The organism is Pseudomonas graminis (assembly GCF_900111735.1).
GTDB lineage: Bacteria > Pseudomonadota > Gammaproteobacteria > Pseudomonadales > Pseudomonadaceae > Aquipseudomonas > Aquipseudomonas graminis.
Window position 1 is genome coordinate 113,312 of record NZ_FOHW01000001.1, and the last position, 21,983, is coordinate 135,294.

Annotated in this window: 16 protein-coding genes; 6 read left to right on the forward strand and 10 right to left on the reverse strand. The window is 62.5% G+C overall.

From position 1 onward, the window contains the following. Positions 1 to 85: 85 nt before the first annotated feature. The 7 genes from BMY98_RS00520 to BMY98_RS00550 form a co-directional block, all read right to left on the reverse strand. The gene (locus tag BMY98_RS00520; protein ID WP_074883234.1) at positions 86 to 2,062 is read right to left on the reverse strand and encodes an acetyl/propionyl/methylcrotonyl-CoA carboxylase subunit alpha; all 1,977 of its coding nucleotides are present in this window, start codon (positions 2,060 to 2,062) and stop codon (positions 86 to 88) included. Further along, entirely contained in the window at positions 2,062 to 2,913 is an 852-nt protein-coding gene (locus tag BMY98_RS00525; RefSeq protein ID WP_074883237.1) for a gamma-carboxygeranoyl-CoA hydratase, read from the reverse strand. Before BMY98_RS00525 ends, BMY98_RS00520 begins: the two co-directional genes overlap by 1 nt. A gap of 17 nt (positions 2,914 to 2,930) precedes the next feature. Beyond that, positions 2,931 to 4,538, reverse strand: a complete 1,608-nt coding sequence (locus tag BMY98_RS00530; RefSeq protein WP_074883240.1) for a carboxyl transferase domain-containing protein — start codon at positions 4,536 to 4,538, stop codon at positions 2,931 to 2,933. A gap of 16 nt (positions 4,539 to 4,554) precedes the next feature. Further along, positions 4,555 to 5,718: an isovaleryl-CoA dehydrogenase gene (locus BMY98_RS00535; protein WP_074883243.1), complete on the reverse strand. Its 1,164-nt coding sequence runs from the start codon at positions 5,716 to 5,718 to the stop codon at positions 4,555 to 4,557. A gap of 688 nt (positions 5,719 to 6,406) precedes the next feature. Further along, on the reverse strand, positions 6,407 to 7,306 hold the full coding sequence (locus BMY98_RS00540; protein WP_074883246.1) for a hydroxymethylglutaryl-CoA lyase: 900 nt from the start codon (positions 7,304 to 7,306) through the stop codon (positions 6,407 to 6,409). Between the two features lie 54 nt (positions 7,307 to 7,360). Continuing rightward, positions 7,361 to 7,741 (reverse strand): MerR family transcriptional regulator, encoded by a 381-nt coding sequence (locus BMY98_RS00545; protein ID WP_074883249.1) that lies wholly within the window; start codon positions 7,739 to 7,741, stop codon positions 7,361 to 7,363. A 371-nt stretch (positions 7,742 to 8,112) separates the two neighbouring features. Continuing rightward, entirely contained in the window at positions 8,113 to 9,060 is a 948-nt protein-coding gene (locus BMY98_RS00550) for a LysR family transcriptional regulator (RefSeq protein ID WP_074883252.1), read from the reverse strand. A gap of 156 nt (positions 9,061 to 9,216) precedes the next feature. Between BMY98_RS00550 and BMY98_RS00555 the strand changes: the two genes are divergently transcribed. Then, the gene (locus BMY98_RS00555; RefSeq protein ID WP_074883255.1) at positions 9,217 to 10,449 is read left to right on the forward strand and encodes an acyl-CoA dehydrogenase; all 1,233 of its coding nucleotides are present in this window, start codon (positions 9,217 to 9,219) and stop codon (positions 10,447 to 10,449) included. A 51-nt stretch (positions 10,450 to 10,500) separates the two neighbouring features. Here BMY98_RS00555 and BMY98_RS00560 read toward each other — a convergent pair whose 3' ends face one another. Together BMY98_RS00560 and xthA are read right to left on the reverse strand one after the other, a co-directional pair. Beyond that, positions 10,501 to 11,847 carry a substrate-binding domain-containing protein gene (locus tag BMY98_RS00560; RefSeq protein ID WP_074883259.1) on the reverse strand — a complete coding sequence of 449 codons (1,347 nt, stop codon included), beginning with the start codon at positions 11,845 to 11,847 and terminating at the stop codon, positions 10,501 to 10,503. A gap of 140 nt (positions 11,848 to 11,987) precedes the next feature. After that, a complete protein-coding gene (xthA, locus tag BMY98_RS00565; protein ID WP_074883262.1) occupies positions 11,988 to 12,800 on the reverse strand; it encodes an exodeoxyribonuclease III in 813 nt (270 codons plus the stop codon). Between the two features lie 222 nt (positions 12,801 to 13,022). Here xthA and BMY98_RS00570 point away from each other — a divergent pair, with 222 nt between their 5' ends. The 3 genes from BMY98_RS00570 to BMY98_RS00580 all read left to right on the forward strand — a co-directional run bounded on the left by BMY98_RS00570 (position 13,023) and on the right by BMY98_RS00580 (position 19,159). Continuing rightward, positions 13,023 to 13,673 (forward strand): GNAT family N-acetyltransferase, encoded by a 651-nt coding sequence (locus BMY98_RS00570; RefSeq protein ID WP_074883265.1) that lies wholly within the window; start codon positions 13,023 to 13,025, stop codon positions 13,671 to 13,673. A 66-nt stretch (positions 13,674 to 13,739) separates the two neighbouring features. Further along, entirely contained in the window at positions 13,740 to 15,470 is a 1,731-nt protein-coding gene (locus tag BMY98_RS00575; protein WP_074883267.1) for an autotransporter assembly complex protein TamA, read from the forward strand. A 14-nt stretch (positions 15,471 to 15,484) separates the two neighbouring features. Then, on the forward strand, positions 15,485 to 19,159 hold the full coding sequence (locus BMY98_RS00580) for a translocation/assembly module TamB domain-containing protein (protein WP_074883815.1): 3,675 nt from the start codon (positions 15,485 to 15,487) through the stop codon (positions 19,157 to 19,159). Between the two features lie 123 nt (positions 19,160 to 19,282). On the opposite strand, the gene BMY98_RS00585 is transcribed toward BMY98_RS00580, so the two are convergent. Next, entirely contained in the window at positions 19,283 to 20,278 is a 996-nt protein-coding gene (locus BMY98_RS00585) for an aldo/keto reductase (RefSeq protein WP_074883818.1), read from the reverse strand. A gap of 126 nt (positions 20,279 to 20,404) precedes the next feature. On the opposite strand from BMY98_RS00585, the gene BMY98_RS00590 reads away from it, so the two are divergent. Further along, positions 20,405 to 21,334: a LysR family transcriptional regulator gene (locus BMY98_RS00590; RefSeq protein WP_074883272.1), complete on the forward strand. Its 930-nt coding sequence runs from the start codon at positions 20,405 to 20,407 to the stop codon at positions 21,332 to 21,334. Positions 21,335 to 21,421: 87 nt separating this feature from the next. Continuing rightward, complete coding sequence (tpx, locus tag BMY98_RS00595) at positions 21,422 to 21,922, forward strand: thiol peroxidase (protein ID WP_074883275.1); 501 nt, start codon at positions 21,422 to 21,424, stop codon at positions 21,920 to 21,922. The last annotated feature ends 61 nt before the right edge of the window (positions 21,923 to 21,983 follow it).

The following is a 21,983-nucleotide window of genomic DNA, read 5'->3' on the forward strand; positions in this document are numbered from 1 at the left end:
TTAACACCCTCAATTCCGGTGTGACCACTGACGCTTTCCCGGCTAAAGCCGGTCCCACATTAGATTGCAGCCAGCCAGCAGTCGATCATTCGGCCTGTACCATAGCTTCCAGCTCCACCAGCACCATCCCTTCCTTGACCATCTCGCCTTCGGCGCAATACAGCGCTGCAACGGTGCCGGCGGTGTTCGCGCGGATGCTGTGTTCCATTTTCATGGCTTCCAGCACCACCAGCGGTGTGCCGACTTGCACCTGTTCGCCCACGCTGACCAACACTCGAACGATGCTGCCGTTCATGGGGGCGGTGAGGCCGCCTTGATGGCAGTGGCTCGAATCCACCTCAGCAATCGGGTCAACCGCGCGGACCGCGTGCACGTCGCCCTGCCAGCGCAGGTACAAAGTGTCGGCCCGACGGATCGCAATCGTCTGGTGACGCACGCCGTCCTGCTCGATCAGCAAATGCTCGCCGTTCAGCCGAACCCCCTGCCGGGAGTCACTCGGCAGCACAATGCTTCGAGACTCTGCGCCACACGCCAGGCGCAACGTCACTTCGCAAGGGCCGCCTAGGCGCAGGCCGTAGCGGGTCGACCAGGGCGAATGGGCATCGTCCGTTCTGGCCGTCACCGGTGCAGTGCTCAGGTAAGCCTGGGCCGCCAACTGCCAGAAGTCCGCCGTCAAACCCTCGGCCGCTGGCAGCAGTTCATCCTGATAGCGAGGGATAAAACCGGTATCCAGCTCGGCGTCGGCGAAGGCCGGGTGGGCGATGATGCGACGCAAGAACGCGAGGTTGGTGCGCAAACCGCCGATGGCAAATTCATCCAGCATCGCCAGCAGCCGCAAGCGCGCTTCTTCACGGGTCTGGCCCCAGGCGATCAGTTTGCCGAGCATCGGGTCGTAGAAGGGCGAGACCTCGTCGCCTTCTGCCACGCCGCTGTCAACACGGCGCCCCGGCCCCGCAGATGATTCGCGATACAGCGTCAGCGTGCCGGTGGCGGGCAAAAAGTCGTTGGCCGGATCTTCCGCATACAGCCGCACTTCAATCGCATGGCCGTTCAGCGGCACTTCGGCCTGGGTGATCGGCAGCGGCTCGCCCTGGGCCACGCGAATCTGCCAGGCCACCAGGTCCAGCCCGGTAATCGCCTCAGTCACCGGGTGCTCGACCTGCAACCGCGTGTTCATTTCCATGAAAAAGAACTCGCCTCGCGCGTCCAGCAGAAACTCCACCGTCCCCGCGCCGACGTAGCCAATCGCCTGCGCCGCACGCACGGCCGCTTCGCCCATGGCCTGACGCATGTGCGGTGTCAGCCCCGGCGCCGGGGCTTCTTCGACGACCTTCTGGTGACGGCGCTGAATCGAGCAGTCGCGCTCGTTGAGGTACAAGCAGTGGCCGTGCTGATCGGCAAACACCTGAATCTCCACATGGCGCGGCTTGAGCACGTACTTTTCGACAAGCATGCGGGAATCGCCGAACGACGACTGAGCCTCCCGTTGCGCCGAGGCCAGCGCTTCGGCCAGATCCTCGTCGCGCTCGACCACCTTCATGCCCTTGCCGCCACCGCCGGCGGTGGCCTTGAGTAGCACCGGGTAGCCGATACGGGCGGACGCTTCGCGGAAGGTCGCGGCGTCCTGGGCATCACCGTGATAGCCGGGCACCAACGGCACACCAGCGGTTTCCATCAGCGACTTGGCCGCCGATTTGCTGCCCATGGCGTCAATGGCCGAGGCGGGTGGGCCGAGGAATATCAGTCCGGCCTGTTCCACCGCGCGGGCAAAGCCTGCGTTTTCCGAGAGAAACCCATAACCGGGGTGGATGGCCTGGGCGCCACTGGCCTTGGCAGCCTCTATCAGCTTGTCGATTTGCAGATAGCTTTCGCTGGCCTTGCTGCCCCCGAGGTTCACCGCGATGTCCGCCTCTCGAACGTGCCGCGCATCGCTGTCGGTGGCGCTGTGCACGGCGACGGTGGTGAGGCCCATGGCCTTGGCCGTGCGCATGACCCGGCAAGCGATTTCGCCGCGGTTGGCGATCAGCACCGAATTCAGCGGTTGTGTGTGCGGAACGCTCATCAGTGCGACTCTCCTTGTGGGCTGCGCGGGTCTTGCAGCGGTTGGCATAGCGTGCGGGGCTCGCCGCGCCAGGCAGGTTCGCGCTTCTGCAGAAACGCGCGCAGACCTTCCTGGCCTTCGGCGCTGACGCGGATGCGGGCAATGGCGTTCTCGCAATAGCGGCGCAGGGCAGGGGTCAGCTCACCGTCGGCGACTTCGCGCAGCAGGTCTTTGCTGACGCGCATGGCCTGGGGGCTGTTAAGCAGCAGGTTGGCGATCCAGTGTTCCAGTTGCTGTTCAAGCTCGGCGGCCGGGTAACACTCGGCCAGCAGGCCGATTTCCCGCGCCCGGTTGCCGTCGAAACGTTCAGCGGTCAACGCATAGCGTCGCGCGTGACGTTCGCCGATGGCTTGCACCACGAACGGGCTGATCACTGCCGGGGCGAGGCCGATCTTCACTTCCGACAGACAGAACTGCGCGTCATCGGCACCGATGGCCATGTCGCAGCAACTGATCAGGCCCAGTGCGCCGCCATAGGCAGCGCCTTGCACCACGGCGAGGGTCGGCGCCTTGAACTTGGCGAGGTTGTACATCAACTCGCCCAGCTCGCGGGCGTCGCCCAGGTTGGTGTTGTAGTCGAGGTTGGCCGACTCCTGCATCCAGGCCAGATCGGCGCCAGCGCTGAAGTGCCGGCCGCGGCCGCGCAACAGCAGAAAACGCAGGCTGTCGTCCTTCTGTAGCTGATCCAGGGCGATGATCAGCTCGCGAATCATCTGCGCGTTGAAGGCGTTGTTTTTCTCCGGCCGATTGAGCCAGAGCGTGGCGAACCCACGAGGGTCGAGGACGATGTCGAGTGTGGCGAAATCATTCATGGGGCGATTCTCTCGGGTCACATCCGGAACACGCCGAAGCGGGTCGGTTCGATGGCGGCGTTGAGCGAGGCGCTGATGGCCAGGCCGAGAATGTCGCGGGTCTGGGCGGGGTCGATGACGCCGTCGTCCCACAGCCGGGCGCTCGAGTACCAGGGGTGGCCCTGATGCTCGTACTGATCGAGGATCGGCTGGCGCAGTGCCGCTTCTTCCTCGGCACTGAAGGTCTGGCCGCTGCGTTCGGCCTGTTCACGCTTGACCTGCACCAGCACGCCGGCGGCCTGTTCGCCGCCCATGACGCCAATGCGCGCGTTGGGCCACATCCACAGAAAGCGCGGGTCGTAGGCGCGGCCACACATGCCGTAGTTGCCCGCGCCAAAGCTGCCGCCAATGATCACCGTGAATTTCGGTACGTTCGCACAGGCCACGGCAGTCACCAGCTTGGCGCCGTGCTTGGCGATGCCTCCGGCCTCGTACTTCTGGCCGACCATGAAGCCGGTGATGTTCTGCAGGAACAACAGCGGAATGCCGCGCTGGCAGGCCAGTTCGATGAAGTGCGCGCCTTTTTGCGCGGCTTCAGCGAAGAGGATGCCGTTGTTGGCGAGGATAGCGATCGGGTAGCCATGCAGATGGGCGAAGCCGCAGACCAGCGTGGTGCCGAACAGCGCCTTGAATTCATCGAACACCGAACCGTCCACCAGCCGCGCGATGACTTCGCGCACATCGAACGGCTGCTTGGCGTCCGCCGGGATCACGCCGTACAGCTCGTCATCGCCATACAAAGGCGCCTGGGGCGGGCGGGTCTGCAACTGGCCGAGCTTGCGCCAGTTCAGGTTGGCCACGCAGCGCCGTGCCAGCGCCAGTGCGTGATCATCGCTGTCGGCGTAGTGATCGGCGACCCCGGAAACCCTGCAGTGCACATCGGCCCCGCCAAGGTCTTCGGCGCTGACCACTTCGCCCGTGGCGGCTTTCACCAACGGCGGTCCGGCGAGAAAGATGGTCGCTTGTTCGCGGACCATGATGGTTTCGTCGGCCATGGCCGGCACATAGGCGCCGCCAGCGGTGCAGGAACCCATGACCACCGCGATCTGCGCAATGCCCTCGGCGCTCATGTTGGCCTGATTGAAGAAGATCCTGCCGAAGTGCTCGCGGTCCGGGAACACTTCATCCTGACGGGGCAGGTTGGCGCCGCCGGAGTCCACCAGGTAGATGCACGGCAGGCGGTTTTGCTGGGCGATGGTCTGGGCGCGCAGGTGTTTTTTCACGGTGAGCGGGTAGTAGGTGCCGCCTTTCACCGTGGCGTCGTTGGCGATGATCATGCATTCGACGCCTTCAACCCGACCAATGCCGGCGATCAACCCGGCGGCCGGGACGTCTTCGCCGTACACGTCATGGGCGGCGAGCTGGCTGAGTTCGAGGAAAGGCGAACCCAGGTCCAGCAGGCGATTGATTCGCTCCCGCGGCAGCAGCTTGCCCCGGGAGGTGTGGCGTTCCTGCGCCTTGGCACCGCCACCGCGCTGGACGTGGTCGAGCAGGCCGTGCAGCGCGTCAAGTTGCTTGCGCATGGCCTGGCTGTTGGTGGCGAATTCCGGCGAGCGCGGGTTGATCAGGGTGTGCAGAGTGGTCATGGAGCCTCCGGCGCTGTCAGCGGGTTTCGTTGAACAGCTCGCGCCCGATCAGCATGCGGCGAATCTCGCTGGTGCCGGCGCCGATCTCGTAGAGCTTGGCGTCGCGCAGCAGTCGTCCGGCCGGGAATTCGTTGATGTAGCCGTTGCCGCCGAGAATCTGGATGGTGTCCAGGCCGAACTGGGTCGCCCGTTCGGCGGTGTAGAGGATCACCCCGGCGGCGTCCTTGCGCGTGGTCTCGCCGCGCTCGCAGGCTTGGGCCACGGCGTACAGGTAGGCGCGGCTGGCGTTGAGCTGGGTGTACATGTCGGCAACCTTGCCCTGAATCAGCTGGAACTCGCCGATGCTCTGGCCGAACTGTTTGCGGTCATGGATGTACGGCAGGACGACGTCCATGCACGCCTGCATGATCCCGACCGGCCCGCCCGAGAGCACGACGCGTTCGTAATCCAGGCCGCTCATCAGCACCTTCACGCCACCGTTGAGCGCACCGAGCAGGTTTTCTTCCGGCACTTCGACGTCATCGAAGAACAGCTCGCAGGTATTGGAGCCGCGCATGCCGAGCTTGTCGAACTTGTTGCCGCGAGAGAAGCCGTGCCAGTCGCGCTCGACGATGAAGGCGCTGATGCCGTGGGCGCCTTTATCCAGGTCGGTCTTGGCGTAGATCACGTAAGTATTGGCGTCAGGGCCGTTGGTGATCCAGGTCTTGCTGCCGTTGAGGACGAAGCGGTCGCCGCGTCGGTCGGCGCGCAGCTTCATCGAGACCACGTCGGAGCCGGCGTTGGGCTCGCTCATGGCCAAGGCGCCCACGTGCTCGCCGCTGATCAGTTTGGGCAGGTAGCGTGCCTTCTGTTCGGCCGTGCCGTTGCGGTTGATCTGGTTGACGCAGAGATTTGAATGGGCGCCGTAGGACAGCGCCGCAGAAGCAGAGCCCCGGCTGATCTCTTCCATGGCGATCACGTGGGCGAGGTAACCGAGGCCCGCGCCGCCATATTCCTCATCCACGGTAATGCCCAGCAGGCCCATGTCGCCGAACTTGCGCCACATGTCGGCGGGGAAGAGGTTGTCCTTGTCGATCTGTGCAGCGCGCGGAGCCAACTCGGCAGCAACGAAGGCGCGCACCTGGTCGCGCAGCATGTCGAGGGTTTCGCCGAGGCCGAAATTAAGCGTGGGGTAATTCATGGACTGCATCCCGTATTGTTATTGGAGGGCTGTCAGGGGTAAAAATGTGTGTCACCTTTACGTTAACGTAAGCCTGCAGTCGTGGTGATGTCAACGGGAACAACGCGTAGGGCAGGGAGTTACGGAAGGGGGAGAGGTTTACAAATGCCGGATAGCACGAAGGGGAGCCTGGGCTCCCCTTCAAGTTCGATTGCATGCTCGTTTTTATTAGTAAGTGGCCTATTGTTGTTTTTGGCAGCCAGCTTTTTTTGCTTTTCTGAGCGACCCCCAATGGGGACCAAGAGCAAACGTATTTTTTTGAGCGCTGATCCGCTTCGATCTTTCGATCCGACTGGTCTGGTAGCTGCCTGAACGCAGTTTTATTGTTCTCAGTCCGGTCATGAGGCCAAGGCCTCAAGTAGAGCGATCCACTCCAAAAAAATCAGTTAGCTGCGTCTCTGTCCGTGTTGTTCTTGTTATGTCAGAGCCGATACGTCTTGTTTTTATTGGGTTATTGCATTTGTTATTTTTGTTGTGCGTAAGAGATAGCAGAAGCCATGCCAACTTTTCAAAATTCCCGGATTCCGGGGCTTTGCGGGTTTCACCCGCGTGGATTCAGAGCTGAATCTGTCGCCAGGTGTTTCCGTGTTACCCGTTTCCCTGAACGCGATGGCGGGCAGGGTAACACTGTGTGACAACTTGTCGCACATCAGGCCGACAGACGTGCCTTCGCCACCCGTGAGCCGTTTGCCCGACCGAGGGTGTCGCTGATGCGCTGACCGGCTGCGATCAACTTGTCCAGGTCGATGCCGGTCTCGATGCCGAGGCCGTTCAGCAGGTAAACCACGTCCTCACTGGCCACGTTGCCCGAAGCGCCTTTGGCGTAGGGGCATCCGCCGAGGCCAGCCACGGAGCTGTCGAACACCTGAATACCTTCCAGCAGGCTGGCATAGATGTTTGCCAGCGCCTGGCCATAGGTGTCGTGGAAATGCCCGGCCAGTTTGCCGCGCGGGATCTGCCCGGCCACCACGTCGAACAGGGTGCGGGTGGCGCCCGGCGTGCCGGTGCCGATGGTGTCGCCCAAGGAAACCTCGTAGCAGCCCATGGCATACAGCTCGTTGGCGACTGCCGCCACTTGCCTCGGCGCAATGTCACCTTCATAGGGGCAACCCAGCACGCAGGACACATAGCCGCGAACGCTGATGCCGTGCAGGCGTGCGGCCTCCATGATCGGCAGAAACCGGTCCAGGCTCTCGCTGATCGAGCAGTTGATGTTGCGCTGGGAGAACGACTCCGACGCGGCGGCGAACACGGCGATTTCCTTCACGCCAGCGGCCAGCGCGTCTTCGAACCCGCGCAGGTTGGGCGCCAGCGCGGCGTAGGTCACGCCGTCCTTGCGCTGAATGCCGGCGAACAGTTCAGCGGAGCCGGCCATCTGCGGCACCCATTTCGGCGAAACGAAACTGCCCGCTTCGATGTAGCTGACGCCGGCGTCGGCGAGGTCATGCACCAATTGCAGTTTGTCGCTGACGCTGACGGGGCGGGATTCGTTCTGCAGGCCATCCCGGGGGCCTACTTCGACCAGACGCACACGTTGAGGGAGAGACATAGCGGCATCGTTCCTGAAAGATTTGGCTTTAGGTTGTTGTTCTATGGGACTGAATCAGCTGGATATTTTCAGTGCTGCCTTGCAGCGTTCTTCGGCTGTGTCGAGCTCCAGCTGCATCTGCTGGATGTCCAGGAGCTGCTGATCCAGCTGGGCGCGACGCTCGGCGATCTTCTCCAGCATGGTGCTCAGTTGCTTGTGGTTGCCGCCGGCGGGGTCGTACAGATCGATAAGATCGCGGCACTCGGCGAGGGAGAAGCCGATGCGCTTGCCGCGCAGAATCAGCTTGAGGGTGACTTTGTCACGGGCCGAATAAACACGCTCCAGCCCGCGCCGTTCGGGGGTGAGCATGCCTTGCTCTTCGTAGAAGCGGATGGTCCGGGTAGTGATGTCCAGCTCGCGGGCGAGGTCGGAAATGCTGTACGTGGTGGCGGTCATGGCAGTGCTCGATACGGAAGGCCTGGGCGTAACGTAAGTGGGGCTTTACGTTAACGTCAAGTGGCGTTATCAAGCACTGGACAGCTTTTGCCAATCGCAGGACCGCGTTTTGAATGCAGGACCGGCTTCAGCCGGGAAAGGGCCAGCAGCCACGCCGCACAATTGATGGTGTCCACAGGGGCCTCATCCCGGCTGAAGCCGGTCCTACAAAAGCCGCGTCTGCAGCCACGCATCAAAACTGATGGTGTTCAGACCAGCCTCTTCCCGGCTAAAGCCGGTCCCACTAAAAGCCCGCGTGCAACCGATGGCGATGGATGGAGCATCAAATCGCAGGACCGCATGCACCCGATGTACTGGCTGGAACACAAGACCTACTTCACCGCTGCTTCAAGGGTCTTGCCCAACTTGCGTTCCTGCGCCGTCACCAACTGACAAAGCTCAATGATCTGCTCACGCATCCAGCGGTTCGCCGGGTCCTGATCGGTGCTTTCGTGCCAGTAGAGGTGGGTTTCCACGGTCGGCACGTCGTTCACCGGCAAGTACACGAAATGCAGGTCGTTGCGGCGGGCGAAGCGCTCGGGAACGGTCATCACCATGTCGGTCTGCTGCAGCACTTGCGAGGCCATCAGGTAATGCTGCGAACGCAACGCGACCTTGCGCTGGATCCCCATTTTCCCCAGCGCGAGATCCACATAGCCCAAGCCACTGCGCCGGCTGGAAATGTGAATGTGCGCCACGCCGAGGTAGTCATCCAGGCTGATGGCCTCCTTGTTCGCCAGCGGGTGGCCGCGGCGCATGGCGCAGACATAGCGGTCTTCCATCAGCTTGACGTGGCGTACCTGGGGATCAGTATTGAGCGGCGCGTCGACGGCGAAATCCAGGCGGCCCGCCGCGAGTTCCTTGGTGGTCTCCCGGCGCTTGGACAGAAAGCTTTCGATGGTCACGGTGGGCGCCAGACGCCGCAGCCGCTGGAACAGCGCCGGCAGAATCACCGCTTCGGTGAGGTCGGTCATGCTGATCCGGTAATTCTTGTTGGCCTGCAGCGGATTGAAAATCCTGCTCTCCTGCACAGACACCCGCAGCAGCGACAGGGCGTTGCGCACCGGGCCGATGATGTTCTGCGCCATCGGCGTGGGCACCATGCCCTGAGCGGTGCGCACGAACAGCGGATCGTTGAAGGTTTCGCGCAGGCGTGCAAGGGCGTTGGACACGGCAGGCTGGGTGATGCCGACGATCTGACCGGCGCGGGTTAGATTGGCTTCGGTGTAGATGGCGTCAAACACAATAAAGAGATTGAGATCGACCTTGCTCAGGTTCATTGCTGTGCGCCTCGTGCAGTTCTTGTTGTTTGGAATGCGCCGAATCATATATCGGTTATGAATGTTTATACACGCAGAGAATAGGTTAGATAAATGGGGGGCGCTGTTCTAGCATCGGATCACGACCTGATAACACCTCACAGAAGGCAGCAGCCCATGGATTTCGCTTACTCCCCCAAGGTTCAGGAACTGCGCGAGCGCGTGACTGCCTTCATGGACACCTACGTGTACCCGGCAGAGCCGGTGTTCGAGCGCCAGGTGGCCGAAGGCGACCGCTGGCAACCGACGGCGATCATGGAGGAGCTCAAGGCGAAGGCAAAGGCCGAGGGGCTGTGGAACCTCTTCCTGCCGGAATCCGAACGCGGGGCAGGGCTGTCGAACCTCGAATACGCGCCGCTGGCGGAGATCATGGGTCGCTCGCTGCTGGGCCCGGAGCCCTTCAACTGTTCCGCCCCGGACACCGGCAACATGGAAGTGCTGGTGCGCTACGCCAGTGAAGCGCAGAAGGAACAGTGGCTGGAACCCTTGCTGCGCGGCGAGATTCGCTCGGCCTTCGCCATGACCGAACCCGATGTCGCCTCTTCGGATGCCACCAACATGGCCGCGACAGCGGTGCGCGATGGCGATGAGTGGGTCATCAATGGCCGCAAATGGTGGACCTCCGGCGCCTGTGACCCGCGCTGCAAGATCATGGTCTTCATGGGCCTGAGCAACCCGGACGGCCCCCGTCACCAGCAGCATTCGATGATTCTGGTGCCGACTGACGCGGCCGGCGTGAAAATCGTACGACCGCTGCCGGTGTTCGGCTACGACGATGCGCCCCACGGTCATGCCGAAGTGCTGTTCGAGAACGTGCGCGTGCCGTACGAAAACGTCCTGTTGGGTGAAGGGCGCGGCTTCGAGATTGCCCAGGGACGCCTTGGCCCGGGAAGGATTCACCACTGCATGCGCTCGGTCGGCATGGCGGAGCGCGCGCTGGAATTGATGTGCAAACGCTCCGTGCAGCGCACCGCGTTTGGCCGGCCTTTGGCACGACTGGGCGGCAACATCGACAAGATTGCCGACTCGCGCATGGAAATCGACATGGCCCGCCTGTTGACCCTAAAGGCCGCTTACATGATGGACACCGTGGGCAACAAGGTGGCGAGAAGCGAGATCGCGCAGATCAAAGTGGTCGCGCCGAACGTCGCCCTGCGGGTGATCGACCGGGCGATTCAGATGCACGGCGGCGCGGGAGTGTCCGGCGATTTCCCGCTGGCCTACATGTACGCCATGCAGCGCACCCTGCGCCTGGCCGACGGTCCGGACGAAGTCCACCGCGCGGCGATCGGCAAGTTCGAAATCGGCAAGTACGTGCCGAAAGAGATGATGCGCAGCGAACATCGGTGACCGACCACGACGTCGCCGGTAAGCCGTACATTGCTGGAGGGCTGAACCGCCTCAGTCGACCCAGACTTCTACCCGGCGGTTCTTGATCCGGCCTTCATCGCCGTCATTGGTCGCCACCGGCATTTCGTCGCCAAACCCGCGCACGTCACGCAGTACCACCTGATGTTTCAGCAATTCCCGGCGTACCGCCATGGCGCGCAGTTTGGACAGCAATTGCGCTCGCGCCGGGTCGCTCTTGGCATCGCCAAACCCCACCAGCGTGACCTTCTTATCCAGTTTTTCATGGGCCTTCAGGTACTCGACCACCCGCTTGAGATCGACCATCGCCTTGGTGTCGAGGGTCGCGCTGCCTTGGGCGAAACGGAAATTCACCGACAGCCGCTCCGCCTCACGGGCCAGATCCTGGTACGCCAGTGGCATCTGCGTCGTCGTCCGCACTTTCACCGCCTGAACCGTCTGCGCCACGAACCCGTTCTGCGCCACGATGGACTGGCCCTGTGGACTCTGGGCGAATCGCACCAGCGCCTTGGCCCAGCGCTGTCTTGAATCGGGCGGCAGGTAAAAATACAGGCGGCGTGACAGCGGATAATCTTCGGTGGCGATCAGGCTGACCGTGGGCAGCATCGGTTTGGAATCTCCATCGATGATCGCCACGGCCTTGGCCTGCCGGACGTAGGGCAGGCCGATAAAACCGATGCCCTGGCGGTCCTGGCTGACCTGATCGGACAGCTCTTCGCTGGACTCGAACCGCCTGGCCTCCTTTGACAAGGTTTTGCCGGACTTGGCCAGCACCAGCTCGTTGAAGGTGTCGAAGGTGCCGGACTGCTGATCCCGCGCATATAAATGTATGGCCCCGGCAGTACCGCCCAGTTGCTCCCAGTCGCGGACCTCTCCGGAAAAGATCTTCGCCAGTTGGACCGTGCTCAGCTCCCGCAGCGGGTTGCCGGGGTGAAGAATCACTGCAACACCGTCGATGGCGATGACCTGCTCGGCCTCATGACTGCGCAGGTCACCCAAGGCCGCCAGTTCGGTGGCTTCGGTCTTTTTGATGGGACGGGAGGAGGCCGCTACATCCGCCAAGCCTTCCTTTAAAGCCACGAACCCGGTGCTCGATCCGTGGGCCGCGATGTCGATGCTGACGTTCTGGCCCGACGGCAACTGGGCGGTCATACGCAGCTCGTTTGGGTGCGCGCCGGGTTGTTCCTGAATCGCCAGTGCGCCTTGCTGCATCAGCAAGCCTCTGACCAAGGCTGGCCCCAGCTGTGCGCCAATCGTATTCGAGCCCTGAATGCGCAAGGCCGGCGAGCCGTCAGTGGGCGCGGGCAGGGCAGCCGCGTTCGCGGATGTGGCCACCGCGAGCACTGAAGACAGCAGTAGGTAAGCGAGGGTGCGCAGCATGTGCGGCATCTTTATAGGAGGTGAGGTGGCCGGAGAGTAAGACAGGCCGATGACGGCCAGATGACAGATCGCGGGTTTGTGCGCGTGGGAGGAGCAAGCCGCAGGCAGGGCGCCGTGCGGCTCATCATTCAATGGATCGGTTATTCCAGCTCAAGCCAGATCGGCGCGTGGTCGGAAGGCTTGTCCATCGACCGCAAATGGTAATCCACGCCCGCTGCCTTGATGCGCGGTTGCAGGCCGTGGGACGCGAGGATCAGGTCGATGCGCAGGCCACGCTTGGGCTCGTCTTCAAAACCGCGACTGCGGTAGTCGAACCAGCTGAACTGATCGACCACTTCCGGGTACAGATGGCGAAAGCTGTCCACCAGGCCCCAGTTCTTGAGCTTGCCGAGCCATTCGCGCTCTTCCGGGAGGAAGCTGCACTTGCCGGTTTTCAGCCAGCGCTTGGCGTTGTCGGCGCCAATGCCGATGTCGCTGTCCTCCGGGGAAATGTTGACGTCGCCCATCACCACCAGCGGCTGGTCATTACTGAATTTCGTTTCCAGCAGATTCTGCAAGTCCGCGTAGAAGCGCAGCTTGGCCGGGAATTTGGTCGGGTGATCGCGGCTCTCGCCCTGTGGGAAATAGCCATTCATGACCGTCACCGGATTGCCGTTGCGATCGGCGAAGGTGCCCCAGATGAAACGGCGCTGGGCGTCTTCATCGTCGTTGTCGAAGCCCTTGTGAATCGACAGCGGCGGCTGACGCGAGAGCAGGGCAACGCCGTAGTGACCTTTCTGGCCGTGGAAGTGCACGTGGTAACCCAGCGCTTCGATATCGGCCTGGGGAAACTGCTCGTCGGAGACCTTGGTTTCCTGCAGGCCAATGACGTCGGGCTGATGCTTCTCGATCAACGCCGCCAGTTGATGGGGTCGGGCGCGAAGGCCGTTGATATTAAAAGACACAATTTTCATGGGCGGCGGTCCTGGCAAACACAAACGGCGATGCTAGCCGACCTGTCCGGCGACGGCCAGCGTCAGAGGCGCTCTGTGAGACAGCGGTTGGGCTGCGCGCATTTGGAGTCGGCGGCCAAGTCGTGGGAACTGCGCTGGCGGGCGGCGACTCGAAGCCTTGAAGACCACCACCCAGAGCGCACCCGAGGGGCCGCCCCGGGGCTCATCAAAAGGACGAACACCATGCCTGAACTGCCTAGCGAAACGGCGCAGATCCGTCAGCTCGACAGCGGCTACTCCCGCGAAACCCGCTCGCTGCTGTACCTCGCCTACCGTCAGGAGCCGAGTTTCGCGTACCTGTTCGAATCCGGCCGCTCCGGCTACGAGCACCGGGTCAAGGCGACCATCCGTGCGCTGGTCAAACAGCACTTTCTTCAGGACTTGCCGGCGTTGGGGCTGTTCGTGGCGGACCGTCTGGTCGGCGTTGCGCTGATTGCGCCTCCCCAGCGGCGGCTGGGCATTACCGAGAGCTGGGCCTGGCGGATTCGCATGTTGATAAGCACCGGCCTGCGCGGGACCCAGCGCTACCTGGAGTATTACCATGACGTGCTGGCCTGTGCACCGTCGGAAGCGGTTCATGTGCTTCCGCTGCTCGGCGTCCATCCTGATTTTCAGGGCCAGCATTTTGGTGAGCAGTTGCTTCTGGCGTTGCATGACTGGTGCGGTCAGGATAGAAACTCGGAAGGCATCGTCCTCGACACGGGAAATGGCCATTATCTGGATTTCTACAATCGACACGGTTATCAAGAAATCGGCGAAGTGGAAGTAGGACCCGTCCGAGAACGCATATTTTTCCGCCCAAACCCCCAGGTTTCATTGGGCTCTGTGGCTTGAGCTACGCAAGCTTTCCAATTTGAGCGGGTTTCAGCAGCCCGCGTCGCTCGTGTAGCATTCGCGCCTATGAAGTTTCCCCATCGATACACCAGTGGCTTTCTCCTGATGTTGTCCAGCTGCACGGCGTTTGCCGATGCGCAGCTGGAAGTCCGGATCAAGCCGTCCAATGCCGCGCTCAAATCCAACATCGAAGGGTATGTGGGCAGCCTCGGCGAGCGCGACGAGCCAGCGCTCGAACGCTTCAGCGTGGGGGCCGTCGAGCAGGCGCAAAAGGCCGCTCAGGCCCTTGGGTACTATCAGGCGCAGATTGACAGCGAAGTCCGCCACATCGACAACAACCTGCAACTGCTGCTCAAGGTCAAGGCCGGCGAGCCTGTGCACCTGCGCAATGTGTCCATTCGTGTGACCGGGCAGGCGACCCAGCTCAAACGATTCCGGGTGCCTAAGGGCGACGCCCTGAAACCCGGGGCGGTGCTCAATCATGGCGTCTATGAGGACGCCAAGCACCTCATCGAAACCCAGGCCGCCCGCTACGGCTTCTTTAATGGCCGGTTCGTGACCCAGCGCCTGTCCGTTGATCCGCGCGCCGGTGTCGCCGACATCGAACTGGTCTACGACAGCGGGCCGCGCTTCTCCCTTGGCAAAGTGACCTTCAGCGGCGACGCGCCATTCGATGAAGACCTGCTGCGGCGCATGGTGCCGTTCAAACAGAACACGCCCTACGACTCCGAACTGATCGCCGAGCTCAACCAGGCCATGCAGTCGAGCGGCTATTTCGAAGGCGTGAGGGTCAATGCATCGCCCACCGACGCCCAGGCCCAGGTCATTCCGGTCGACGTGCAGTTGCAGACCCGAAAACCGCGGACCATGGGGCTGGGCGTCGGCTACTCGACCGACGTCGGCCCGCGAGTAAAAGCCAACTGGACGCGGCACTGGGTCAATCCCCAGGGCCACAGTTATGGCGCTGAAGCCGAGATCTCCGCCCCTCGGCAAAACGTCGGCCTGTTCTACGACATCCCGCTGGACCCGCCGCTGACCGACAAACTGCGCTTCGCCGGCGGCTATCAATACGAAGAAATCGCCGACACCGACAGCCTCAGCAAACTGCTGACCGTCGGGCCCGAATGGCACAGCAAACTGCCCAGCGGCTGGGAGCGGGTGATTTCGTTGAAATGGCAGCGCGAAGAATACCGGCTGGGCAACGACGCAGGCCTCAGCACCTTGCTCATGCCCGGCGTCAGCTATTCGTACCTGCGCAGCGATAACCGCATCGACCCGCACAATGGCTACCGTCTGCAGTTCGACACCCAGGTCGCCAAGGAAGGGCTGGGCTCGGACGCCAACCTCGTGCACGGCACGGTGATGCTCAAAGGGCTGACCACCGTGGCGCAGAATCACCGTTTCCTTGGGCGGGTGCAGGTCGGTGGCAGTGCCACCAACGGCTACAAATCGATCCCGCCATCGCTGCGCTTTTTCGCCGGTGGCGACCAGAGTGTGCGCGGGTATGACTATCAATCGCTGTCTCCGGAAAACTCCGAAGGCGACAAGATCGGCGGCCGTTACATGATCGCCGGCAGCGCCGAGTACCAATACTCCATCGCCGAAAAATGGCGCGTGGCCGCGTTTGTCGATCAGGGCAACTCGTTCAATTCGCTGGACTTGCCCAGCCTGAAGACCGGCGTCGGCATTGGCGTGCGCTGGGTATCGCCGGTCGGGCCGCTGCGCCTTGACCTCGCCCACGCACTGGATGAAGACGGCGGCATTCGTCTGCACTTCTCGATGGGACCTGAACTGTGACGAATGTGGCTTTGTTGAAACGTGCAGCGGCCATAACGGCGATTACGCTGCTGTCGCTGATCATTTTGCTGGTGCTGACGGCGAGCATTCTTCTCGGCACGCAAAGCGGCAGCCGTTGGGCCCTCGGTCTTGTTCCGGGCCTCTCGGTCGAAGGGTTTTCCGGTCGCCTTGGCGGCGCATGGCAGGCGGATCACCTGATCTGGCAGCAAGGCCAGAGCAAGGTCGAAGTGGACGCACCGATATTCGACTGGTCACCGGCGTGCCTGGCGCGCATGACGCTGTGCATCGACAACCTGCAGACAGGCGACATCAGGCTGCAATTTGCACCCTCCAGCGACGCGGCTGCCAGCGGCCCGATCACGCTGCCGGACCTCAAGCTGCCGCTGGCGTTGCAGCTGGGTCGCGTACAGATCGGCAGCCTGCACCTGGACGGCACCGAACAGGTTCGCGACCTGCAGCTGGCAGCCCACTGGACCGCTGACGGGCTGAAGATTGACTCGCTCCACGCCGGTCGCGATGACATCGCGCTTGATCTGTCGGGCCTGCTCAAACCCGAGGGTGACTGGCCGCTGACCGCCGAGGGGCAGTTGAAGCTGCCGGACGTCAGTGGTCAGCCGCTGTCCATGGCGCTGAACATTCAAGGGGACCTGCTCAAGACATTGAAGCTGAACGCGCAGAGCAAGGGCTACCTCGACGCGAGCCTCGTGGGGCAGTTGCAACCGCTGGTGGAGAACCTGCCGGCAGACATCGCCATCACCAGCGACAACTTCAAGCCGAGCGCTGATCTGCCGGACACGCTGCAGCTCAATCAGCTGATTCTCAACGCGAAGGGCGATCTCGCCCAGGGCTACGCCATCACCGGCAGCGCCAGCCTCCCCGCTGAAAAAGGCCCGGTGGCGCTGGCATTACAAGGCCGGGTCGATGCCAAGGGCGCGGACATTGCGGCCCTGGACCTGACGGCGAGTGACAACCAGCGCCTCAAGGCAAGTGGCAAGCTGGACTGGCAGCAGGGCCTGCGCGCCGACGCGAAGATTGACTGGCTCGACTTCCCCTGGCATCGCTTGTACCCCTTGATCGACGAGCCGCAGGCCAGCGTGCATACGTTCACCGGCGAGGTGTCCTACACCGACGGCAAGTACCTCGGCCATTTCGCCGGCGACTTCAAAGGCCCGGCCGGCCCGTTCACTCTTCAAAGCCCGTTCAGCGGTGATCTGCAGGAGCTCTTCCTGCCTCAACTTGAGCTGGCAGCCGGGCAGGGCAAGGCAAGCGGTCACCTCAACCTGCAATTTGCCGATGGCATCGCCTGGGACACGGCACTGGATCTCAGCGCCATCGATCCTGCTTACTGGGTGGCGGAATTGCCGGGCTCCCTGGCCGGTCCGCTGCGCAGCAAGGGCTCGATGCGCGATGAACAACTGACGCTGAACGCCGATCTGGATTTGAAGGGGCGCCTGCGCGGCCAGCCTGCGGTGTTGCAGGCCAAGGCCGATGGCGCCGACAACAAATGGAGTCTCAACGCTCTGGACATTCGTCTGGGCGACAACCGGATTCAAGGCACCGGCAGCCTCCAGCAGAAAATCGCCGGACAACTGGACATCAATCTTGCGCGACTGGGTCAACTGTGGCCCGGTTTGCAAGGCCAGATGAAAGGACGCGTCGACGTTGCCGGCACGGTCCAGGCGCCCCAAGGCCAACTGGCCTTGACGGGAACCCAACTGGCTTTTCAGGCAAACACGCTGCAAACCCTCTCCCTGGCGGCGAAACTCGACAACGCCCAGCGCGCGACGGTTGACCTGAAGACCACGGGCATTCGAGCCGGCGACACCGCACTGGGCGCGCTGAGCGTCAACGGCCAGGGCGACATCAAACGCCAGCAGGTGAAACTCGACCTACAGGGGCCGCTGCTGAAACTGGCCCTCGCGCTGGATGGCAATCTGGACCAAGGCAACTGGCGCGGGCGTCTGGCCAGCGGCGACATCCAGAGCGGCGGGCAGGACTGGAAGCTGCAACAGCCGGCAAAGCTGGAGCGCCTGGCTGACGGCAAGGTCAACTTCGGTGCCCATTGCTGGGTATCGGGGCCTGCGAGCCTGTGCGGCGAAGACCAGCGTCTGCTGCCGGAGCCGCGGCTGCGCTATCACCTCAAGCGCTTCCCGCTGGACAGTCTGGCGCAATGGCTGCCCAAGGATTTCGCCTGGAAGGGCGCATTGAATGCGGACATCCAGCTGGACTTACCTGCTGCCGGCCCCAATGGTCAGGTGGTCATCGACGCCAGTGGCGGAACACTGCGGGTCAAGGACAAGAACCAGTGGCTGGACTTCCCTTACGACACGCTGAAGCTGACCAGCAGCCTGACCCCGAAGAAAGTCGACACCAGCCTCGATTTTCGGGGCGGCAAGCTCGGCGAGTTGCTGGCCCGGTTGAGCATCGACCCCATCGCCAGGAGCAAGCCTGTAACCGGCGACTTTACTCTGCGCGGCCTGGACGTGTCGGTCGCACGGCCCTTCGTCCCAATGGTGGAAAAGCTCAACGGCAAGCTCAACGGCAGCGGGCGGATCTCCGGCAGCCTGCTGGCGCCCCAGGTCAACGGCACTGTCACGCTCAACGATGCTGAAGTGTCCGGTCCCGAATTGCCGGTGAGTCTTGAGAAACTCAACGTGCAGGCACTGATCGCCGGCGAGCGCGTTGATCTGACCGGCAACTGGCGCAGCGGCCCGGCGGGCCAGGGCAGCATTGGCGGGCATGTGGCCTGGGCCGATGCGCTGGATGTCGACGTTGCCCTGAAGGGCACGCACCTGCCGATCACCGTTGAGCCTTACGCCAAGCTTGAGGCCGCGCCGGACCTGAAGATCACACTGCAGGGCGACCGGCTCGCGGTGTCGGGCAAGGTCTTGATCCCGAAAGGCGAGATCACCGTGCGCCAGCTACCGCCCTCTACCGTGAAAGTCTCTGATGACACGGTGATCGTCGGCCAGCAGACCAAACAGGGCAAAACCCCGCTGGCCATCGCCATGGACGTGAACGTCGAAGTGGGCCAGGAAACCTTGAGTTTCAGCGGCTTTGGCTTGACCGCCAATCTCGTCGGGCACGTGCACATCGGCGACAACATGGACACGCGCGGCGAGCTGAATCTCAACGACGGCCGCTACCGCGCTTACGGCCAGCGCCTGACCATTCGCAAGGCTCGCCTGTTGTTCGCCGGGCCGGTCGATCAGCCGTATCTGGACATCGAAGCCATTCGCCAGACCGACGACGTGATTGCCGGCATTCGCCTGAGCGGCAGCGCCGAGCAACCGACCACCACGGTGTTCTCCGAACCGGCCATGAGTCAGGAACAGGCGCTGTCCTATCTGGTGCTGGGTCGCCCGCTGAGCACCAACGGCGAAGACAGCAACATGGTCGCCCAAGCGGCGCTGGCACTGGGCCTGGCCGGCGGTTCATCGACGGCGGGCAAGCTGGCGTCCGGGCTGGGGATTCAGGATTTCGATCTGGACACCTCGGGCAGCGGGGACAAGACCGCCGTGGTCGCCAGCGGCAAGATCACCGACAAGCTCAGCCTGCGTTACGGCGTGGGGGTGTTCGAACCGGCCAATACGCTGACCTTGCGCTATCTGCTGAGCAAAAAGGTGTACCTGGAGGTCGCGGGCGGTGTGGCGAGTTCGCTGGATATCTTCTACAAGCGGGATTTTTGATCCCACGCGGCCGACCTGAGTCGTGGGAAGCCGGCTTGCTCGCGGGAAAGCGTATCCGCCAACCAGCCGGTTCCAGGAAGCCACTCAACAGCCGCCATTTGAGCGGCTGTCGAGAAACCCGCCTCACCCGTTGACCAGCTTCATCGCCGCATCGGGATAACGGCCACCTGCGACAGCGTTTACCGGAAACAGGTCTTTCAGCGCCTGTAATTCCGCCGCTTCGAGGGTTACGTCCAGGGCAGCGACGTTCTCCTCCAGGTATTTGCGTTGCTTGGTGCCAGGAATCGGAATGACGTCATTGCCCTGAGCGAGCACCCAGGCCAACGCCAGTTGGCCGGCAGTGATGCCTTTAGCGGCCGCCAGTTGTTCCACCTTCTGCACCAGCAGCAGGTTTTTGGCGAAGTTCTCGCCCTGGAACCTTGGGCTGCTGCGGCGATAGTCATCGGCAGCGAAGTCGTCCGGGCTTTTCAGTGCGCCAGTCAGAAAACCGCGTCCCAACGGGCTGTACGGCACGAACGCGATGCCCAGACGGCGGCAGGTGTCGAGCACGCCGTTTTCTTCCGGGTCGCGGCTCCACAGGGAGTATTCGGTCTGCAAGGCGGCAATGGGATGCACCTTGTGCGCCCGTTCGAGGGTAATGGCCGACGCTTCACTCAAACCGAGAAAACGCACCTTGCCCGCCTTGACCAGCTCGGCCATGGCGCCAACCGACTCTTCGATCGCTACGCCCGGATCGATGCGGTGTTGGTAGTAAAGGTCCAGGGTGTCGATTTTCAGACGCTGCAACGTGCCATCGATCGCGGCGCGGATGTATTCGGGACTGCCATTGACCCCGCGTGCGCCGGCGTCACCTGGTGTGCGCACGATGCCGAACTTGCTGGCGATGAACACCTGGTCACGCTTGCCGGCCAGCGCCTTGCCCAGCAGTTCTTCGTTGGTGTGGGGCCCGTACATATCAGCGGTGTCGAGCAGGGTGACGCCCAGCTCCAGCGCCCGGTGAAGGGTGGCGATGGCTTCGTCGGCGTTGTTGCCCGTCGTGTAGAAGTCAGTCATGCCCATGCAGCCCAGGCCCATAGCCGAGACCTGCGGTCCATTTTTGCCAAGTTGACGCGTTTGCATGATGGATGCCTTGTCGATCAAGAGGATCACCATTCTTGCGCCTCGACAGCGTCGGGATAAACCGGCTAAAAGTGCTTTCACTATTGGTTATTTCTAAACAATCTTTCAGCGGAACCGTGACTGACCATGGATAAATTCAATGCGATGCGCGCCTTCACGCGCATCGTCGAGCTGGGCGGTTTCGCCAGGGCCGCCGACAGCCTGCACATGCCCCGGGCGTCGGTGACCATTTTGATCAAGCAGCTGGAGGCTCAGCTCGGTGTGCAATTGTTGATGCGCACCACGCGGCAGGTGACCCCAACGGCGGACGGTCAAGCCTATTACCACCGTTGCGTCAACGTGCTGAACGAACTGGCAGCGGCCGAATCGGTGTTTTCCTCGGTGGCCAGAGACCCGGAAGGGTTGCTGCGCATCGACATGCCGTCGGGCATCGGTCGGCTGATCATTATGCCGCTGCTGCCGGAGTTCACCGACCGGTTTCCCCGGCTGGAAATGGAAGTGGGCATGAATGACCGGCCCGTGGACTTGATCCGGGAGGGCTACGACTGCGTGATCCGTGGCGGGCAGCCCCTCGATCATTCGCTGGTGGCGCGACCGCTCGCTCAGATGCGCCAGGTGGTGTGCGCCAGTCCGGGTTATCTGCAACGCAGGGGCACGCCGCAGTGTCTGGCCGATCTGCAGCACCACCGGATCATCGAATACTTTTCCTCGACCACGAACAAGCGCTATGGGATCGAGTTCGTCATCGATGGTCGGACCCAGGCGCCGGACCTGCCCAAAGCCCTGGCGACCAACAGCGCCGATGGCTACCTCGCCGCGTGCTGCGCGGGATACGGACTGGTACAGACGCCGTACTACCACGTCGCCGAGTTATTGCGTCGACGCGAGCTGATCGAAGTGCTGGGCGATGTCGAGCAACCGCTATTGCCTTTGACCGCGCTGTACCCGGCACACCATCAGACGTCACGGCGGGTGAGGGTATTCGTCGATTGGGTGGTGGACGTATGCTCGCGTCCGGGGCTGATGGACAAACCGGTAATGCACCCCGTTTCCTGACAACAAAATCGTTTCTGGCGGTAGGTTGCCACGCTTTTTCATGGTTAACTTCCGAGCTTTCATGCCACTCAAACAAGGACTCAGCTCATGCCACAAGTGACTCGTAAAGGCTCCCCGGTACAGATCAGCGGCGAACTGCCAACCGTCGGCAGCAAGGCGCCGGCCTTCAAGCTGGTGGCGGCCGATCTGTCCGACGCCACCCTTGAAACCTTCGCCGGCAAGCGCAAGGTGCTGAACATTTTCCCGAGCGTCGATACCCCGACCTGCGCCACCTCCATCCGTAAATTCAACGCCCAGGCCAACGAGCTGAACAACGCCGTGGTGCTGTGTATCTCCGCCGACCTGCCGTTCGCCCAGGCGCGCTTCTGCGGTGCCGAAGGTCTGGAAAACGTGAAGAACCTGTCGACCATGCGCGGCGCGCAGTTCATGCAGGACTACGGCGTTGCCATCGCGGACGGGTCGATGGTGGGTCTGACCACCCGTGCCGTGGTCGTGCTGGACGAAAACGACACGGTGCTGCACAGCGAACTGGTACCGGAGATCGGTCAAGAGCCGAACTACGACGCGGCGCTGGCCGTATTGAAGTAAGCTCGCAAACGGCGTATTGCCATCAGTCGACGGCATTACCCGGCAACATCCAGGCGGCCTG

Excerpts from the sequence above, each read along its gene's own strand:
- BMY98_RS00520 (WP_074883234.1), bottom strand. The coding sequence starts at position 2,062 with ATGAGCGTTCCGCACACACAACCGCTGAATTCGGTGCTGATCGCCAAC.
- BMY98_RS00525 (WP_074883237.1), bottom strand. The coding sequence starts at position 2,913 with ATGAATGATTTCGCCACACTCGACATCGTCCTCGACCCTCGTGGGTTC.
- BMY98_RS00530 (WP_074883240.1), bottom strand. The coding sequence starts at position 4,538 with ATGACCACTCTGCACACCCTGATCAACCCGCGCTCGCCGGAATTCGCC.
- BMY98_RS00535 (WP_074883243.1), bottom strand. The coding sequence starts at position 5,718 with ATGAATTACCCCACGCTTAATTTCGGCCTCGGCGAAACCCTCGACATG.
- BMY98_RS00540 (WP_074883246.1), bottom strand. The coding sequence starts at position 7,306 with ATGTCTCTCCCTCAACGTGTGCGTCTGGTCGAAGTAGGCCCCCGGGAT.
- BMY98_RS00545 (WP_074883249.1), bottom strand. The coding sequence starts at position 7,741 with ATGACCGCCACCACGTACAGCATTTCCGACCTCGCCCGCGAGCTGGAC.
- BMY98_RS00550 (WP_074883252.1), bottom strand. The coding sequence starts at position 9,060 with ATGAACCTGAGCAAGGTCGATCTCAATCTCTTTATTGTGTTTGACGCC.
- BMY98_RS00555 (WP_074883255.1), top strand. The coding sequence starts at position 9,217 with ATGGATTTCGCTTACTCCCCCAAGGTTCAGGAACTGCGCGAGCGCGTG.
- BMY98_RS00560 (WP_074883259.1), bottom strand. The coding sequence starts at position 11,847 with ATGCTGCGCACCCTCGCTTACCTACTGCTGTCTTCAGTGCTCGCGGTG.
- xthA (WP_074883262.1), bottom strand. The coding sequence starts at position 12,800 with ATGAAAATTGTGTCTTTTAATATCAACGGCCTTCGCGCCCGACCCCAT.
- BMY98_RS00570 (WP_074883265.1), top strand. The coding sequence starts at position 13,023 with ATGCCTGAACTGCCTAGCGAAACGGCGCAGATCCGTCAGCTCGACAGC.
- BMY98_RS00575 (WP_074883267.1), top strand. The coding sequence starts at position 13,740 with ATGAAGTTTCCCCATCGATACACCAGTGGCTTTCTCCTGATGTTGTCC.
- BMY98_RS00585 (WP_074883818.1), bottom strand. The coding sequence starts at position 20,278 with ATGCAAACGCGTCAACTTGGCAAAAATGGACCGCAGGTCTCGGCTATG.
- BMY98_RS00590 (WP_074883272.1), top strand. The coding sequence starts at position 20,405 with ATGGATAAATTCAATGCGATGCGCGCCTTCACGCGCATCGTCGAGCTG.
- tpx (WP_074883275.1), top strand. The coding sequence starts at position 21,422 with ATGCCACAAGTGACTCGTAAAGGCTCCCCGGTACAGATCAGCGGCGAA.